The organism is Nocardioides sp. Z38_18 (genome assembly GCF_058215695.1).
The window spans coordinates 496,930-512,371 of sequence record NZ_JBZAJE010000001.1; the positions used below are offsets into that span (position 1 = coordinate 496,930).

Genomic DNA, 15,442 nt, shown 5'->3' on the forward strand with positions numbered 1-15,442 from the left:
GTGTCGACCCGCCCGGCGTCGTCGCAGTCGCCGTCGAGGGCCCTGTCGGCTGGCCGCGAACTCATGTCCACAGCCTGCCAACGGCTCACCCCGGGTGTCGGGCCCGGGGGTCGCGGTTGGCTAGATTGCGCTGGTGCAGGAGGTCGTGGGTGTCGCGTTGGTGCAGCAGCACCGGGTGCTTGCCGCGCGCAGGTCGGGTCCCTCCGAGCTGGCGGGACTCTGGGAGCTCCCGGGCGGCAAGGTGGAGCCGGGGGAGGACCCGGTGGCGGCGGCGATCCGCGAGCTGGCCGAGGAGCTCGGCTGCGGCATCGCGGTGACCGGCTGGCTCGACGGTGAGAGCCGGATCAGCCAGGACCTCACCCTGCGCGTCGCCGTGGCCCGCCTGGTCGACGGCGACCCGGTCCCCACCGAGCACGACGCGGTTCGCTGGCTGGGCGCGGAGCAGCTCGGCGAGGTGCGCTGGGCGCCGGCGGACGTGCCGTTCCTGGCTCCGCTCGCCGATCTGCTGGGAGGCACCTGATGCGTGCGGTGCTGTTCGACGAGGACGACGCGCGTGCGGTCGCCGCCCGGCTCCGGACCAACGGCTTCGAGGCGACCTGCGAGCGTGAGCGCTTCGCCGGCGAGGACGACGACGAGGACCACCCCTGGGTGGTCACCACCGATGCTCCGGACGTGATGTTGGACATCCTCCTGGAGGAGTACGACGGCTGGCTTGAGCCTCCCGCCCCGCCTGAGGCGCCCTCCCCGCTCGTCCTGCCGGACGCTCCGCGACGGCTGAAACGGGAGCCACCTCTCCCGCCCACATAGGATCAGCCCATGAACAAGCACCTCCTGCTCGTGCACGCCCACCCTGACGACGAGAGCATCGGGCAGGGCGCCACGATGGCCCGTTACGTCGCTGAAGGGGCAGGGGTCACCCTGGTGACCTGCACCGGCGGGGAGATGGGCGAGATCCTCGTGCCCGAGATGGAGCACATGGCGGCCGACAAGGACGACACCCTCGCCGACCAGCGCAAGATCGAGCTCACCAACGCGATGAAGGCGCTCGGGGTCACCGACCACCGCTACCTCGGTGGGTTCAAGCGCTACCGCGACTCCGGGATGCAGTGGCACTCCGACGGGCACGCGATCCCGGCCGACGACGTCCACGCGAACGCGTTCTGGAACGCCGACCTCACCGAGGCCGCCAGCTACCTCGTCGAGATCATCCGCGAGGTCCGTCCGCAGGTGCTGGTGACCTACGACGACTTCGGCGGCTACGGCCACCCCGACCACATCCAGGCCCACCGCGTGGCGACGTACGCCGTGGCCCTGGCCGCGGTGCCGTCCTTCCGTCGTGACCTCGGCGAGGCCCACGACGTCGCGAAGGTCTACTGGGGGGCGATGTCCGTGGAGCGGGTCCGGCAGGGCCTGCGCGACCTGCGCGCCGCTGGCGACACCACCACCTTCGAGGGGATGGACCCCGACGGCGACCTGCCGGCGTTCATGGTTCCCGACTCGGAGCTCGCCGCGAAGGTCGAGGCCGACGAGTACGCCGGGGTCAAGCGCGAGGCCATGCGCGCCCACGCCACCCAGATCGCGGTGGACGGGCCGTTCTTCGCCCTCTCCAACAACAAGGGCAACGAGATCTGGGGGACCGAGTTCTTCCGGATCGCCAAGGGCCACCAGGGCCCGGTCGGACCCGACGGCCTCGAGACCGACCTCTTCGCCGGGCTCGGCTGAGGCCCGGTGGTGAGTGACAAGCTCGGCGCCAAGGTCGCCGGATGGACAGTCCTGGGCCTGGCAGTCCTCGGCGCCGGCGGCTGGACGGCGACGTACCTGGTCGCCGGTGACTCGACCCCCCGCAACGCCAAGGTGGAGGGCATCAGCATCGCCGGGCTCTCGCCGGGCGAGGCGGAGCAGCGACTCCGTGACCGCCTGGGCCCCCGGGAGGAGCAGCCGGTCGTGCTGACCTACGGGGACGGGCGCTCCGCGAAGGTGAAGCCCGCCGCGGCGGGGCTCACGGTCGACTACGCCGCCTCGGTCGAGAAGGCCGGTGGCGGCTCGGGATTCGGGCTGAGCCGCATGTGGGCCGTGATCACCGGTGGTGAGGACCACCCCGCGGTGGTCGCGGTGGACCGGTCGAGGCTGGAGGCGAGGTTCGACGACCTCGAGACCAAGCTCGGCTCGCCCCCGGTGGAGGGGAACATCGAGTTCAAGCAGGGGCGTGCCGTCCCGGTCCTCGCCCGGCCCGGCCGGGTGGTCGACCGCGACAAGGCCGAGTCGGTGATCGAGAGCCGGTTCCTGCGCGGTGGCACCCAGAAGCTGCCCACCACGGTGCGTGAGCCCGAGGTCAGTGACGAGGCCGTACGCCGCGCGCTCGACGAGTTCGCCGAGCCAGCCATGTCCGGGCCGGTGACCCTGGTCCTCGGCGGCCAGCGGGTGAAGGCGCCGCCGCGCCTGTTCGGCAAGGCCCTCTCCATGGAGGCCGCCGAAGGCGAGCTGGAGCCGCGGGTGGACGGCGAGCAGATGCTCGAGGCGCTCGAACCGGTGATGCGCACGCTCGGCCGGGAGCCACGGGACGCGGAGATCGTGGTGCGCAACGGCAAGCCGCGCGTGGTCCCCGCACGAGTCGGGGTGGAGCTCGACCCCGAGGAGATCGAGACCGGGTTCCTCGACGCCGCGGTGGCGACGGGGCCGCAGCGGAGCCTCGAGGTCGAGGGCAGGACCAGCCAGCCGAAGTTCACCACCGCCGATGCCAAGGCGCTGAAGATCACCGAGCAGGTGAGCACCTTCACCACGAACTTCCCCTACGCGGAGTACCGCAACGTCAACCTCTCGCGTGCGGCGGAGCTGATCGACGGCACCCTGCTCAAGCCGGGGGAGACGTTCAGCCTCAACGGGATCGTCGGCGAGCGCACCGCGGAGAACCAGTTCACCGAGGGCTACATCGTCTCCGACGGGATCTTCAAGAAGGACCTGGGCGGAGGCGTCTCGCAGATCGCCACGACCACCTTCAACGCGATGTTCTTCGCCGGGCTCAAGGACGTGGAGCACAAGCCGCACTCGGTCTACATCGACCGCTACCCCGAGGGCCGGGAGGCCACCGTGGCCTGGCCGACGCTCGACCTGAAGTTCACCAACGACTCGCCGTACGGCGTGCTCGTCAAGGCCAACGTGGTCAAGTCCACCCCGGGCAGCCAGGGGTCGGCCACGGTGTCGATGTACTCCACCAAGCGCTGGGACATCACCACCACCACCGGGTCCCGCTACAACTTCAGGTCGCCCCAGGTGCGGTACCTCCAGGACGAGGACTGCGAGCCGGCCAGCGGGACGCAGGGTTTCAGCGTGGACGTCTTCCGCTACTTCCGGGACCTCGAATCTGGCAAGGTGCTGCGCAAGGAGAAGTTCCACACCGACTACATCGCTGGTGACACCGTTCGATGCGGGCCCCCGCCGAAGCCGTAGTGGAGCCGACTCGAGGCAGCTGACCTGGAGATCACCACATGCGCGCTCGGACCAGCAGGATCGCCGTCGTACTCACCGCACTGGCCCTGGGGACCGGGATCCTCGCCGCCCCGTCCGCGGGTGCTGCCCCACCTCGGGTGGCGGTGCAGGCGGCAACGGCCGCTGACCCGTGGTCGTGCCGGCCGACCGCGGCGCACCCAGAGCCGGTGGTGATCGTCCACGGGACCTTCGGGGACAGCATGAGCCTGCTCGGCCGGCTGTCCTCACGCCTGCGGACGGCCGGCTACTGCGTCTTCGCGCTGGACTACGGCAATCGGGCGACCGGCCCCATCGAGCAGTCGGCCCAGCAGCTCAAGACGTTCGTGGACAGGGTCCTGGCCAGCACCGGGGCGCGGCAGGTCTCGATGGTGGGCCACTCCCAGGGCGGGATGATGCCGCGGTACTACATCAAGTTCCTCGGGGGAGCCGACAAGGTCGACGACCTCGTCGGGCTCGCGCCCTCCAACCACGGCACGTCCAACCCGCTCCTGCTGACCCCGGGCCTGAGCTACGTGTGCCCGGCCTGCCTGCAGCAGAAGACCGGGTCGGACTTCCTGCGCCGCCTCAACGCGGGCGACGAGACCCCGGGCGAGGTCAGCTACACCAACATCGTCACCCGCAACGACGAGGTCGTGCTGCCCTACACCTCGGGATACCTCGCGGGGGACAACACCACGAACATCAAGCTCCAGGCCTCCTGTCCCTTCGATCTTGCCGGCCACGTGCTCATCCCGATGGACGGACCTGCCATCGGGTGGGTGCTCAACGCCCTGGGCCGCGAGGGCCCGGCGAACCCGGCCCACCGGCCGTCCTGCCTGTCCTGACCGCGGTCGCGGCCCCGCCGCGCCGCACCCGTGACACCGAGTGGGGACGAGCAGAACCGGCCGTCGTTTGATAATCTACTAAAGCAGTAAACATAAGGCAGTTTTTTCCAACCAGGTGAGGACCACACGTTGAGCATCGAACCTGCGCCCAGGGTCGCCGTGGTGGTCGGCAACCCGAAACCGGGCTCGCGCACCCGCGCGGCCGCGGAGTGGCTCGCCCGGGCCCTCACCGGTACCGAGCCGGACCTCGTCGTCGACCTCGCCGACCTCGGCCCCGCGCTGCTGGACTGGAAGGACCCCGTCGTGTCCGACCTGGTCGCGGCGGTGGGCGCGGCCGAGCTGGTGGTCGTCGCCTCCCCGACCTACAAGGGCACCTACACCGGCCTGCTGAAGCTGTTCCTGGACCGGTTCGCCGCCGACGGCATCACCGGGGTGGCGGTCCCGCTGATGCTGGGAGCCGGGCCGGCCCACGCGCTGGCTCCGGAGCTGACCCTGCGGCCGGTGCTCACCGAGATCGGCGCTGCCGTCCCCGCCCGTGGGCTCTACGTCCTCGACTCGGCGTACGACGCCTGGCTGGGCCGAGCGCGGCCGCTCCTGCAGCGACACCTGGGAGTCCCGGCATGACCCGGGCCACGACGGGCTCGCCGGTCCTCGAGGCGCTCGACCCGCTCGTGCTCAGGTCCGCGTTCGGCGCGTTCCCCAGCGGCGTGGTCGCCGTGGCCGCCGAGGTGGACGGCCACCCGGTCGGGTTGGCGGCGAGCTCGTTCACCTCGGTCAGCCTGGATCCTCCGCTGGTCTCGTTCGCGGTGGCGAACGGCTCGGCGACCTGGCCGGCGCTGCGTCGCTCCCCGCACCTGGGCCTCAGCGTCCTGGCCGACCACCACGACCGCGCCTGCCGCCAGCTGGCGGGACCGGCCGCAGACCGGTTCGCCGGACTCGCGACGAGCACCACCCGGGAGGGGGCAGTGCTGCTCGACGAGGCGGTCGCGTCCTTCGACTGCAGCCTGCACGAGGAGGTCGCCGCGGGGGACCACACGATCGTGCTGCTGCGGCTGCACGCGGTCAACGACCCGGGGAGCCGCCGTCCGCTGGTCTTCCACCGCAGCGGCTTCGGCAGGCTGGCCACGCCCGCCTGAGGGGCTCCCGGTCGCTCAGCGCGCCTGCCTGCCCTCGGCCACGAGGTAGGCGTAGCGGTGGTGCACCTCGAAGCCGTGGCGCTCGTACATGCGTCGCGCCGCATCGTTGGACTCCACCACCTGCAGGTAGGCGGTCGTGGCCCCACGCTCCGCGCCCCACTCCAGCAGCGACCACAGCACCGCGCTGCCCAGTCCGGTGCCGCGGAGGTCCTCCCGGGTCCACAGCGAGGAGACCCCGACCCACTCGCCGTGCAGGGCTCCCCGGCCGCGGGCAAGCACGGTGCCGTCCTCGTCCCTGACGGTGGCGAAGGTGACCTCGCCCGCCTCGAGGACGCTCACCGCGGCCTCGCCGTAGCGGGACGCCCGCTCGTCGGTCGCCAGCCAGCCCTGGTCCACCCGGGTTCCGTGGCCGGGCAGAGCCACCTGGTCACGGCCGAGGCGTCGCAGCACCCGGGCCACCGATCCGAGCATCAGCAGCGTCGGGTCGTACGCCGCCCAGCCCGCCGCCTCGAAGGCCGCGGCCTCCGCCCCGCCCGGGAGCACATGGGCCCGCGGGGGCAGTGAGCGGGCGTCGTACCACTGCGTCACCTGCCTCACCGCCTCCTCGAGCGGCATCCCCGGGTCGCCGAGCGCGAGCACGGAGTTGCCGCGGGAGGAGAACCCGCCGGAGGCTCGGAGCAGCCACTCGCCCAGGGGGGCGCTCTCGACCGGGCGCCAGCCGGGCAGCGCCAGCAGGTCGGCCTGCGCGTCGCCGAGGCGCCGGTGCACCGAGGGGCGGGGCGGGACCGGCTTGCCGGAGACGACGTCGGCCGTGGCGATCTCCACCAGGAGGCCGTCCTCGCGGCGGACCGTGAGCACGCCGCCGGCCCACGACTCGCAGATGCCGAGCACGTCGGTCATCGCCGGGCCGCCCGAGGGGCCGGTCTCACCGCGCAGCACCCGGCGTACGACCACTCGCTGTCCCACCACGTGGGGCCCGAGGCCGCTCACGATGCGCGGTCCCGTGTCTCGGACCTCGGGGCTGTCGTCGTCGGCCACGGTGGGATACTAGGCTTGCAGCCGTCCGCTCCCGGACCGAACCTCAGGAGGACCCAGGTGACCTACGTCATCGCCCAGCCTTGTGTCGATCTGAAGGACCGCGCGTGCGTTGACGAGTGTCCGGTCGACTGCATCTACGAGGGCAAGCGGATGCTCTACATCCACCCCGACGAGTGCGTCGACTGCGGTGCGTGCGAGCCGGTCTGCCCCGTCGAGGCCATCTACTACGAGGACGACACGCCCGAGGAGTGGAAGGAGTACTACGACGCCAACGTGCACTTCTTCGACGACCTCGGGTCTCCCGGCGGTGCCGCCAAGATGGGTGAGATCGACAAGGACCACCCGCTGGTCGCAGCGCTGCCTCCCCAACCCCAGGCGGAGTGACCACGGCCATTCCCGGGCCGATCCCCGACGGGTTGGTCTCCTCCCGGCTGCCCGACTTCCCGTGGGACCAGCTGGTGCCGTACGCCGACCGGGCGGGCGCGCACGCTGACGGCATCGTCGACCTCTCCATCGGCACCCCTGTCGACCCGACCCCCGAGGTCGTCCGGCAGGCGCTCGCCGATGCGGCGGACTCTCCCGGATACCCGGTGACCATCGGGCTGCCCGAGACCCGGCAGGCGTGCGCCGACTGGCTGGAGCGGCGACACGGCGTCACCGGCCTCGGGCTGGACTCGGTGCTGCCCACGATCGGCTCCAAGGAGCTGATCGCGTCGCTGCCGCTGCACCTCGGCGTCGGTCCCGGTGACCTCGTGGTCTTCCCCGAGGTGGCCTACCCGACCTACGAGGTGGGGGCCAGGCTCGTCGGCGCCGACGTGCTCGCGGCCGACTCGCTGACCGCGATCGGCCCGAGGACCCCTCGGATCCTGTGGCTGAACTCGCCGTCGAACCCCACCGGGCGGGTGCTGCCCCCCGACCACCTGCGCAAGGTCGTCGACTGGTGCCGCGAACGCGGGACGCTGCTGGTCAGCGACGAGTGCTACCTGGAGTGCGCCTGGGAGGGGAAGCCGCTCTCGGTGCTGCACCCGGAGATCTCCGGCGGCTCCTCCGAGGGCATCCTCGTGGTGCACTCGCTGTCCAAGCGGTCCAACCTCGCCGGCTACCGGTGCGCCTTCGTCGCCGGCGACCCCGCGGTCGTGGGCGAGCTGCTCGCCGTACGCAAGAACCTCGGGCTGATGATGCCCGGCCCGCAGCAGCGCGCCATGGTCGCCGCCCTCGACGACGACGTCCACGTCGACGAGCAGCACGCCCGCTACGCCGTACGCCGGGCCGCGCTGCGGGGCGCGCTCGAGAGCGCCGGGTTCCGGGTCGACCACTCCGAGGCCTCGCTCTACCTCTGGGCCACCCGCGAGGAGCCCTGCTGGGACACCGTCGCCTGGCTCGCCGACCGCGGCATCCTGGTCGCCCCCGGCGCCTTCTACGGCAACGCCGGCACCCAGCACGTCCGGGTCGCGTTCACTGCGACGGACGAGCGCGTGGCCGCCGCCGCCGCGCGCCTCACCGCCTGAGCCGGCCACAAGGCCGGTTTCGACAGGCTCGACCGACGTGCTGTCGAAGACCTCAGCCGAGGCTGACCCGCACCCGGGACGGCTTGCCGGCGGCGCCGTCCACCCAGCCGTCCTCGGAGTCCCGGCCGGTGCGCCACTGCTTCCCGCCGTAGGTCACGGTCTGGGGGCGTAGCTGCACCCCGTGGGCCACCACGAACTGCGCCACCGACCAGCCGAGGCGCTGGCCTGCCTCGCCGCTGCCCACGGTGACCACGACGTCCTGGCGCGACCCGGTGCGGGTCACGTCGAGGTCCCCGTAGGCGCGTTCCAGGTGCCGCACCAGCTTGTCCGCGGTGCTGCGCTCGGTGGTCTCGTGCACCACGCAGCTGAACAGCCCGCCGGGGCTGTAGCCGGTGAGCACCGAGGCCAGGGTGCGGGCGTCCGCCGCGTGGTCCTCGTAGGCCTCGGGGAAGCCCGAGCGCTGCACCTGCTGGGCCGCCTCGGTGATCCGCAGGCTCTGGTAGTCGGGGATCTTCTCCAGCGCGTCGTAGAACTTGTTGGTCGCGTAGACCGGGTCGCGGACCTGCTGCGGCGTACCCCAGCCCTGGGAGGGGCGTTGCTGGAAGATGCCCAGCGAGTCCCGGTCGCCGTAGTCGATGTTGGCGATCTTGCTCTCCTGGTACGCCGTCGCCAGCGCGATCGAGACGGCCCGGGCAGGCAGGCCCCGGCTCAGGCCGATCGCGGCGATCAGGGTGGCGTTCTCGGCCTGCTCCACGCTGAGGTCGACCTGGTGGGCGCCGAGAGCGGCCGAGCAGCCCTCGGGGTCGCGAAGCGGGCCGGACCCGCGCCACATGGCCACTCCGACGCCCACGACGACCGCGAGGACGACGAAGAAGACGAGGTAGCGGAAACGCATGCGGGTCTAGTTGGCGTGCAGCGCGGCGTTGAGGCTGATGCCCTCGCCGGCCCAGGGGCGCGCCTCGACCGCGCCGCTCAGCGAGTTGCGGCGGAACAGCACGTTGTCGACCCCGGAGAGCTCGGCCGCCTTGACCACCTGCGGCTCGGAGTCCAGGCCCTCGACCCTGACCTTGGTCCCGGCGGTGACGTAGCAACCCGCCTCGACCACGCAGTCGTTGCCCAGGGAGATGCCGATGCCGGCGTTCGCGCCCAGCAGGCAGCGCTCGCCGATGGAGATGACCGCCTTGCCGCCACCGGACAGCGTGCCCATGATCGAGGCGCCGCCACCGATGTCGGACCCGTCGCCCACGACGACCCCGGCGCTGATCCGGCCCTCGACCATCGAGCTGCCCAGGGTGCCGGCGTTGTAGTTGACGAAGCCCTCGTGCATCACGGTGGTGCCCTCGGCGAGGTGCGCGCCGAGGCGCACTCGGTCGGCGTCGGCGATGCGTACGCCGCTGGGGAGCACGTAGTCGGTCATCCGGGGGAACTTGTCCACCCCGAACACCTGGACCGGGCCGTTGCCCCGCAGGGCGAGGCGGACCTGCTCGAAGTCGGCCACCGAGCAGGGGCCGGCGCTGGTCCACACGACGTTGGCGAGCTTGCCGAAGATGCCGTCGAGGTTGAGCCCGTGCGGACGGACCAGCCGGTGGCTGATCAGGTGCAGGCGCAGGTAGACGTCGCTCGCGTCCTTCGGTGCCTCGGCCAGGTCGATCTCGACGGTGACGACCTCGGTCCGCACCCGGCGCTCGGGGTGCTTGCGCGCGAGCGCCGTCAGCTCCTCCGGGGGCGCGCCGGCGGGCGTCGTGCCCAGCTCCGGGGCCGGGAACCAGGTGTCGAGGACCGTGCCGTCATCGGAGATGGTGGCCAGGCCGTGGCCCCACGCGCGTGAGTTTTCGGGCAGGCTGGAATCTGGTGACTGCGAGGACATGGCCAGAAGGGTACCGGTGGGGCAGGCGCCGGCCAGTGAGGGGAGAACGGCGTGACGAGGTTCAAGGAGCTGTGCATGGACAGCGCCCGACCGGGCACCGAGCTCGGTCGGTTCTGGGCGGCCGTGACCGGGTGCTCGTTCGCCGAGCCCAGCGATCCCGGCGACCCGGGCGACGTCGTGGGGACCGAGGAGGGGATGGGCATCGGGATCTGTCCGGTGCCCGAGGCCAAGACGGTCAAGCACCGGGTGCACCTCGACGTGCACACGGACTCCGTCGACTCACTGCTGTCCCTGGGGGCCCGGCCCGCACCCGGGTACGGCGGCGACCCCTGGACGGTGCTGCTCGACCCGGAGGGCGGCGAGTTCTGCGCCTTCGTGCGCCAGGGTGCGCTGCCGGCGTACCGAGGCTACGAGCTGGTCGTGGACAGCGGGGACGCGCAGGCGCAGGCACGCTGGTGGGCCTCGGTGTGCGGGGGCGAGGCGGACAATGACGGGGATCCCTGGTGGTCCCTGAGTGGTGTTCCCGGCCTGCCCTTCGAGGCGATGGTCTTCGATCCCGTCCCTGAGCCCAAGACCGTCAAGAACCGGATCCACTGGGACGTGTACGGCGAGGTCGGCGAGTTCCTGGCGGCAGGTGCCACCGTGCTGGCCGAGCTGCCGAGATGGACGGTGATGGCAGACCCCGAGGGCAACGAGTTCTGCGTCTTCGCCGCACCTGCGCAGTGAAGCGAGGGTCACCCGACCCGGGGGTTCGGGGGCCAACCTTTCGCCAACCGGCGCGCCCTACTGTGAGCGGGGTCACACAAGCCGACACCTGATGATGGAGTGCGCCCATGGCACGTATCGAACTCACCGTCGACGGGGACCGGGTCTCCGACGAAGTCGAGCCCAGGATGCTGCTGGTGCAGTACCTGCGCGAGAAGCTCGGCAAGACCGGCACGGTGATCGGCTGCGACACCAGCAACTGCGGCGCCTGCACGGTGCACCTCGACGGGCGCAGCGTGAAGTCCTGCAACGTCCTCGCCGTCCAGGCCAACGGGGGCGAGGTGACCACCATCGAGGGACTCGCCGCGACGGCGGGGGAGAACGGGGCGCTGCACAAGGTGCAGGCCGCGTTCCACGAGTGCCACGCCCTCCAGTGCGGCTTCTGCACCCCCGGGATGATCATGCAGTCGGTCGACCTGCTCAACGAGAACCCCGATCCGAGCGAGGAGGAGATCCGCGTCGGGCTCGAGGGCAACCTGTGCCGGTGCACCGGTTACCACAACATCGTCAAGGCAGTGCAGACCGCGGCCCGCGGCTCCGTGGACACGACCGCGGACGGGGCCCCGGCCGAGAACGCCGAGACCGAGACGGCGGTGATGTGAGATGACCACCACCCAGGACGCTCCCGCCTCGACCGGGTCGGTCGACGCCTCGGCAGGCTCGGCCAACGGCTCGGGCGGCACCGGCATGGAGATCGGGCGCGACCGGCGCCGCAAGGAGGACCAGCGGCTGATCACCGGTCGCACCCGCTGGACCGACAACATCACCCTGCCCGGGATGCTCCACCTCGCGATGGTGCGCAGCCCCTTCGCGCACGCCCGGATCACCGCGATCAACACCGAGGACGCCAAGGCCGCCCCCAACGTGGTCACCGTGATCACCGGCAAGGACGTCGCCGAGGAGCAGGGCTCGCTGCCCAACGCCTGGCCGATCACCCCCGACCAGGTCACTCCCGCCCATCCGCCGGTGGCGGTGGACCACGTGGCGTTCGCGGGCGAGATCGTCGCCGTCGTCGTGGCCCGCACGGCAGCCGAGGCGCGCGACGCCGCCGAGCTCGTCGACGTCGACTACGAGGAGCTCCCGGCCGCCCTCGACCTGCGTGAGTCCGCGGCCGACACCGTGCTCGCGCATCCCGACCTCGGCACCAACAAGTCGGCGCTGTGGGTCTTCGACTCCGAGCAGGCCGGCACCGGCGGCAACGTCGACCAGGCCATCGAGAAGGCACGCGGCGACGGCATCGTGATCGAGCGCGAGTACCGCCAGCAGCGGCTGATCCCGGCGTTCATGGAGCCCCGCTCGACGGTGGTCGACCCCACCGGCGAGCAGGTGACGATGTGGTCCTCGACCCAGATCCCGCACATCCTGCGGTTCCTGCTCGCCAACGTGCTCGGCATCCCGGAGTCGAAGGTCAGGGTGATCGCACCCGACGTCGGCGGCGGCTTCGGCGGCAAGCTGAACAGCACGCCGGAGGAGTTCATCACGATGGTGCTGGCCCGCCGGCTGGGCAAGCCGGTGAAGTACACCGAGACCCGCTCCGAGTCGCTGATGGCGGCCCACCACGGTCGCGACCAGTGGCAGAAGCTCACCCTGTCCGCGGAGAAGGACGGCACCGTCACCGGGCTGAAGGTCGAGCTGCTCGCCGACCTCGGCGCCTACGTCAGCCTCGTCGGCGGTGGGGTGCCGGTGCTGGGCGCGTTCATGTTCAACGCGATCTACAAGTTCCCGGCCTACCAGTTCAACGTCCAGACGGTGCTCACCAACAAGACGTGGACCGATGCCTATCGGGGAGCCGGCCGGCCGGAGGCGACGTACGCCATCGAGAGGCTGATGGACGAGCTCGCGGCCGAGCTCGGCGTCGATCCCCTCGAGGTCCGGGAGAAGAACTGGATCAAGCACGAGGAGTTCCCGTTCACCACCGTCGCCGGGCTGGAGTACGACTCCGGCAACTACGAGGTGGCCACCGAGATGGCCAAGTCCAGCTTCGGGTACGACGAGCTGCGGGCCGAGCAGAAGCGGCGCCGTGAGGCGGGCGACCCGGTCCAGCTCGGGATCGGCGTCTCCACGTTCACCGAGATGTGCGGCCTCGCGCCGAGCCGGGTGCTCGGCAGCCTTGACTACGGCGCCGGCGGTTGGGAGCACGCGAGCGTGCGGATGCTGCCCACCGGCAAGGTCGAGGTGCTCACCGGCGCCAGTGCCCACGGGCAGGGACACGAGACCGCGTTCAGCCAGATCGTGGCCGACCGGCTCGGCATCCCCTTCGAGGACATCGAGGTGCTGCACGGCGACACCGCGATCGCGCACAAGGGGCTGGACACCTACGGGTCCCGGTCCCTGGTGGTCGGCGGTGAGGCGCTGGTCCGCGCGGCCGACAAGGTGATCGAGAAGGCGAAGCCGATCGCGGCGCACATGCTCGAGGCCAACGTGGACGACATCGAGTTCAAGGCGGGCCGGCTCGGCGTACGCGGGACCGACCAGGGGGTCGCGATCACCGAGGTGGCCCTGGCGGCCTTCGCCGCGCACGACCTCCCCGACGGGATCGAGCCCGGCATCGACGCGGACGCGACCTTCGACCCGGTGAACTTCAACTACCCCCACGGCACCCACCTGTGCGCCGTCGAGGTGGACACCGAGACCGGCCAGATCAAGATGCGCAAGTACTCCTGCGTCGACGACGTCGGCAACGTGGTCAACCCGCTGATCGTCGAGGGCCAGGTGCACGGCGGGCTCGTCCAGGGGATCGCCCAGGCGCTGTGGGAGGAGGCCGTGCACGACGAGTCCGGGACCCTCGTCTCGGCGTCGTTCGTGGACTACCTCGTGCCCACCGCGGCCGACACGATCAGCTTCGACGTGGACCACAACACCACGCCGGCCACCACGAACACCCTCGGCACCAAGGGCGTCGGGGAGGCGGGCACGATCGCCTCCACCCCGGCGGTGGTCAACGCCGTGGTCGACGCACTGCGGCCGTTCGGAGTGAGCGACATCCAGATGCCGTGCACCCCCGAGCGGGTGTGGCGCGCGATCCACTCCGGTGATGCCGGGGGATCGGACCCGACGACCGGAGGTGCGGCCCCGCACTTCGACGAGTCCACCGGCCAAGAGGGCCAGACCGACCGCACGGAAGGAGCGGGCCAGTGATCCCCGCCAAGTTCGACTACCTCGCACCGACCTCGGTGGCCGACGCGCTCGCGGCGCTCGCCGCCAGTGACGACGCCAAGGTGATCGCCGGGGGCCAGTCGCTGCTCCCGGTGCTCCGGATGCGGCTGAACGCACCCGAGCTGCTCGTCGACATCGGTGCGATCGACACGCTGCAGGAGGTCGTGGACGAGGGGGACAGCGTGCTGATCGGCGCGATGGTGCCCTACTACCGGTTGCTGGCCGACCCCACCGTGAAGAGCAGCCTCTCGCTGCTGCACCAGGCGATCACCGAGGTGGCAGACCCGCAGATCCGGCACCGCGGCACGCTGGGCGGCGCGCTCGTGCACGCCGACCCCGCCGGCGACTGCGGGGCGCCGGTACTGGCGCTGGACGCCGAGCTGGTCATCGCCGGGCAGGGCGGTGAGCGCACCGTGGCCGCGGCCGACTTCTTCCAGGACCTCTTCGAGACCGCTGTGGGGGAGGACGAGCTGCTCACCCACATCCGGATCCCGAAGTACGACGGATGGGGCACCGACTACGAGAAGTTCGTGCGCGTCGCCCACCAGTGGCCGATCGTCGCGGTCGCGGCAGCGGTGAAGTCCGACGGCGGCACGATCAGCGAGGCACGGATCGGCCTGGTCAACATGGGCTCGACCCCGCTGCGCGCAACGGCCACCGAGCAGGCGCTGGTCGGTCAGCCGGCGACCGCGGACGGCGTACGCGAGGCCTGCGACCTGGCCGCCGAGGGCACCAACCCGCCCTCGGACCTCAACGGGGACGCCGACTACCGGCGGCACCTCGCCACGGTCCTGGTCCGCCGCGCCGTCGTCTCCGCTGCGGGAGGCTGAGCATGGGCATGGAGCTGAGTCACGAGTTCACGGTCCCGGCGACGATCGAGGAGACCTGGGCGGCGTTCAACGACATCGAGTCCGTGGCCGAGTGCTTCCCCGGAGCCACCGTGGGATCCGTGGACGGTGACACCTTCACCGGCAGCTGCAAGGTGAAGCTGGGCCCGATCGCCCTCGTCTACAACGGCTCGGGCACCTTCGTGGAGAAGGACGAGTCGGCGCACCGGATGGTCATCGACGCCAAGGGCAAGGACAAGCGGGGCAACGGCACGGCCGGGGCCCACGTGACGGCGACGATGACCCCCGACGGCGCGGACGGCACCTCCACCCGCGTCGAGGTGCTCACCGACCTGAACATCACCGGGAAGCCGGCGCAGTTCGGCCGCGGGGTGATGCAGGACGTCAGCGACAAGCTGCTCGGGCAGTTCACCGCCTGCCTGGAGCAGAAGGTGGGCGACTCCAGCGCGGCGAGCGCCGCCGCGAGGGAGGCGGACGCAGCCGCAGCCGCGGCCGAGGGCGGCGCCGAGAGCGCGAGCGCCGAGCCGGAGACCTCGGCGGCCGCGCCCACGGGTCTGGTCACCGGGCCGGGTACCCCGGCCCCCGAGCCGTCGACGGACAACCTGCGCGAGCTCCACCCCCGCGAGGTCAACAGGCCCGGCAACGACGAGGCTCTCGACCTGGGCGCCACCGTGCTCCCGGTGATCGCGAAGGCCTACTGGCGACAGGCCCTCGCCGCCGTACTGGTCCTCCTCGCCCTGCGCCAGCTCCGCCGCCGCCTGCGCCACTGATCGCCTCCGTCACCCCGTGGCTCGCCGAGTCGGCGGACCACGGT

The 15,442-nt window shown here is 71.5% G+C and carries 17 protein-coding genes; 14 read left to right on the plus strand and 3 right to left on the minus strand.

Features of this window, described 5'->3' with window-relative positions; all coding sequences use genetic code 11:
• Positions 1 to 133 precede the first annotated feature (133 nt).
• From AC4BGC_RS02420 to AC4BGC_RS02450, 7 genes are all read left to right on the plus strand, one after another.
• Entirely contained in the window at positions 134 to 520 is a 387-nt protein-coding gene (locus tag AC4BGC_RS02420) for a (deoxy)nucleoside triphosphate pyrophosphohydrolase (RefSeq protein ID WP_490554146.1), read from the plus strand.
• On the plus strand, positions 520 to 807 hold the full coding sequence (locus tag AC4BGC_RS02425; RefSeq protein WP_490546325.1) for a hypothetical protein: 288 nt from the start codon (positions 520 to 522) through the stop codon (positions 805 to 807). The genes AC4BGC_RS02420 and AC4BGC_RS02425 overlap by 1 nt, the downstream gene beginning before the upstream one ends.
• 9 nt (positions 808 to 816) lie before the next feature.
• Positions 817 to 1,722: an N-acetyl-1-D-myo-inositol-2-amino-2-deoxy-alpha-D-glucopyranoside deacetylase gene (gene mshB, locus AC4BGC_RS02430; RefSeq protein WP_490554147.1), complete on the plus strand. Its 906-nt coding sequence runs from the start codon at positions 817 to 819 to the stop codon at positions 1,720 to 1,722.
• Between the two features lie 9 nt (positions 1,723 to 1,731).
• Positions 1,732 to 3,447, plus strand: coding sequence for a VanW family protein (locus AC4BGC_RS02435; protein ID WP_490554148.1), 1,716 nt, complete (start codon positions 1,732 to 1,734; stop codon positions 3,445 to 3,447).
• A gap of 38 nt (positions 3,448 to 3,485) precedes the next feature.
• Positions 3,486 to 4,310, plus strand: a complete 825-nt coding sequence (locus AC4BGC_RS02440; protein ID WP_490554149.1) for an esterase/lipase family protein — start codon at positions 3,486 to 3,488, stop codon at positions 4,308 to 4,310.
• Positions 4,311 to 4,439: 129 nt separating this feature from the next.
• Positions 4,440 to 4,934 carry an NADPH-dependent FMN reductase gene (locus AC4BGC_RS02445; protein ID WP_490554150.1) on the plus strand — a complete coding sequence of 165 codons (495 nt, stop codon included), beginning with the start codon at positions 4,440 to 4,442 and terminating at the stop codon, positions 4,932 to 4,934.
• The gene (locus AC4BGC_RS02450) at positions 4,931 to 5,446 is read left to right on the plus strand and encodes a flavin reductase family protein (protein WP_490554151.1); all 516 of its coding nucleotides are present in this window, start codon (positions 4,931 to 4,933) and stop codon (positions 5,444 to 5,446) included. Before AC4BGC_RS02445 ends, AC4BGC_RS02450 begins: the two co-directional genes overlap by 4 nt.
• A gap of 15 nt (positions 5,447 to 5,461) precedes the next feature.
• Here AC4BGC_RS02450 and AC4BGC_RS02455 read toward each other — a convergent pair whose 3' ends face one another.
• Positions 5,462 to 6,484: a GNAT family N-acetyltransferase gene (locus AC4BGC_RS02455; RefSeq protein WP_490554153.1), complete on the minus strand. Its 1,023-nt coding sequence runs from the start codon at positions 6,482 to 6,484 to the stop codon at positions 5,462 to 5,464.
• A gap of 57 nt (positions 6,485 to 6,541) precedes the next feature.
• On the opposite strand from AC4BGC_RS02455, the gene fdxA reads away from it, so the two are divergent.
• Both fdxA and dapC read left to right on the plus strand, forming a co-directional pair.
• Complete coding sequence (gene fdxA, locus AC4BGC_RS02460; protein WP_490546318.1) at positions 6,542 to 6,868, plus strand: ferredoxin; 327 nt, start codon at positions 6,542 to 6,544, stop codon at positions 6,866 to 6,868.
• Entirely contained in the window at positions 6,865 to 7,992 is a 1,128-nt protein-coding gene (gene dapC / locus AC4BGC_RS02465) for a succinyldiaminopimelate transaminase (RefSeq protein ID WP_490554154.1), read from the plus strand. Before fdxA ends, dapC begins: the two co-directional genes overlap by 4 nt.
• 52 nt (positions 7,993 to 8,044) lie before the next feature.
• On the opposite strand, the gene AC4BGC_RS02470 is transcribed toward dapC, so the two are convergent.
• Together AC4BGC_RS02470 and dapD are read right to left on the minus strand one after the other, a co-directional pair.
• Complete coding sequence (locus AC4BGC_RS02470; protein ID WP_490554155.1) at positions 8,045 to 8,887, minus strand: hypothetical protein; 843 nt, start codon at positions 8,885 to 8,887, stop codon at positions 8,045 to 8,047.
• 6 nt (positions 8,888 to 8,893) lie between these two features.
• Positions 8,894 to 9,859, minus strand: a complete 966-nt coding sequence (dapD, locus tag AC4BGC_RS02475; RefSeq protein WP_490546315.1) for a 2,3,4,5-tetrahydropyridine-2,6-dicarboxylate N-succinyltransferase — start codon at positions 9,857 to 9,859, stop codon at positions 8,894 to 8,896.
• Between the two features lie 75 nt (positions 9,860 to 9,934).
• Between dapD and AC4BGC_RS02480 the strand changes: the two genes are divergently transcribed.
• The 5 genes from AC4BGC_RS02480 to AC4BGC_RS02500 all read left to right on the plus strand — a co-directional run bounded on the left by AC4BGC_RS02480 (position 9,935) and on the right by AC4BGC_RS02500 (position 15,398).
• Entirely contained in the window at positions 9,935 to 10,585 is a 651-nt protein-coding gene (locus AC4BGC_RS02480; protein WP_490554156.1) for a VOC family protein, read from the plus strand.
• A gap of 107 nt (positions 10,586 to 10,692) precedes the next feature.
• Positions 10,693 to 11,226: a (2Fe-2S)-binding protein gene (locus AC4BGC_RS02485; RefSeq protein ID WP_490554157.1), complete on the plus strand. Its 534-nt coding sequence runs from the start codon at positions 10,693 to 10,695 to the stop codon at positions 11,224 to 11,226.
• A gap of 1 nt (position 11,227) precedes the next feature.
• A complete protein-coding gene (locus AC4BGC_RS02490) occupies positions 11,228 to 13,762 on the plus strand; it encodes a xanthine dehydrogenase family protein molybdopterin-binding subunit (RefSeq protein ID WP_490546312.1) in 2,535 nt (844 codons plus the stop codon).
• Entirely contained in the window at positions 13,759 to 14,610 is an 852-nt protein-coding gene (locus AC4BGC_RS02495; RefSeq protein ID WP_490546311.1) for an FAD binding domain-containing protein, read from the plus strand. The genes AC4BGC_RS02490 and AC4BGC_RS02495 overlap by 4 nt, the downstream gene beginning before the upstream one ends.
• Before the next feature lie 2 nt (positions 14,611 to 14,612).
• Complete coding sequence (locus AC4BGC_RS02500) at positions 14,613 to 15,398, plus strand: SRPBCC family protein (protein WP_490554159.1); 786 nt, start codon at positions 14,613 to 14,615, stop codon at positions 15,396 to 15,398.
• The last annotated feature ends 44 nt before the right edge of the window (positions 15,399 to 15,442 follow it).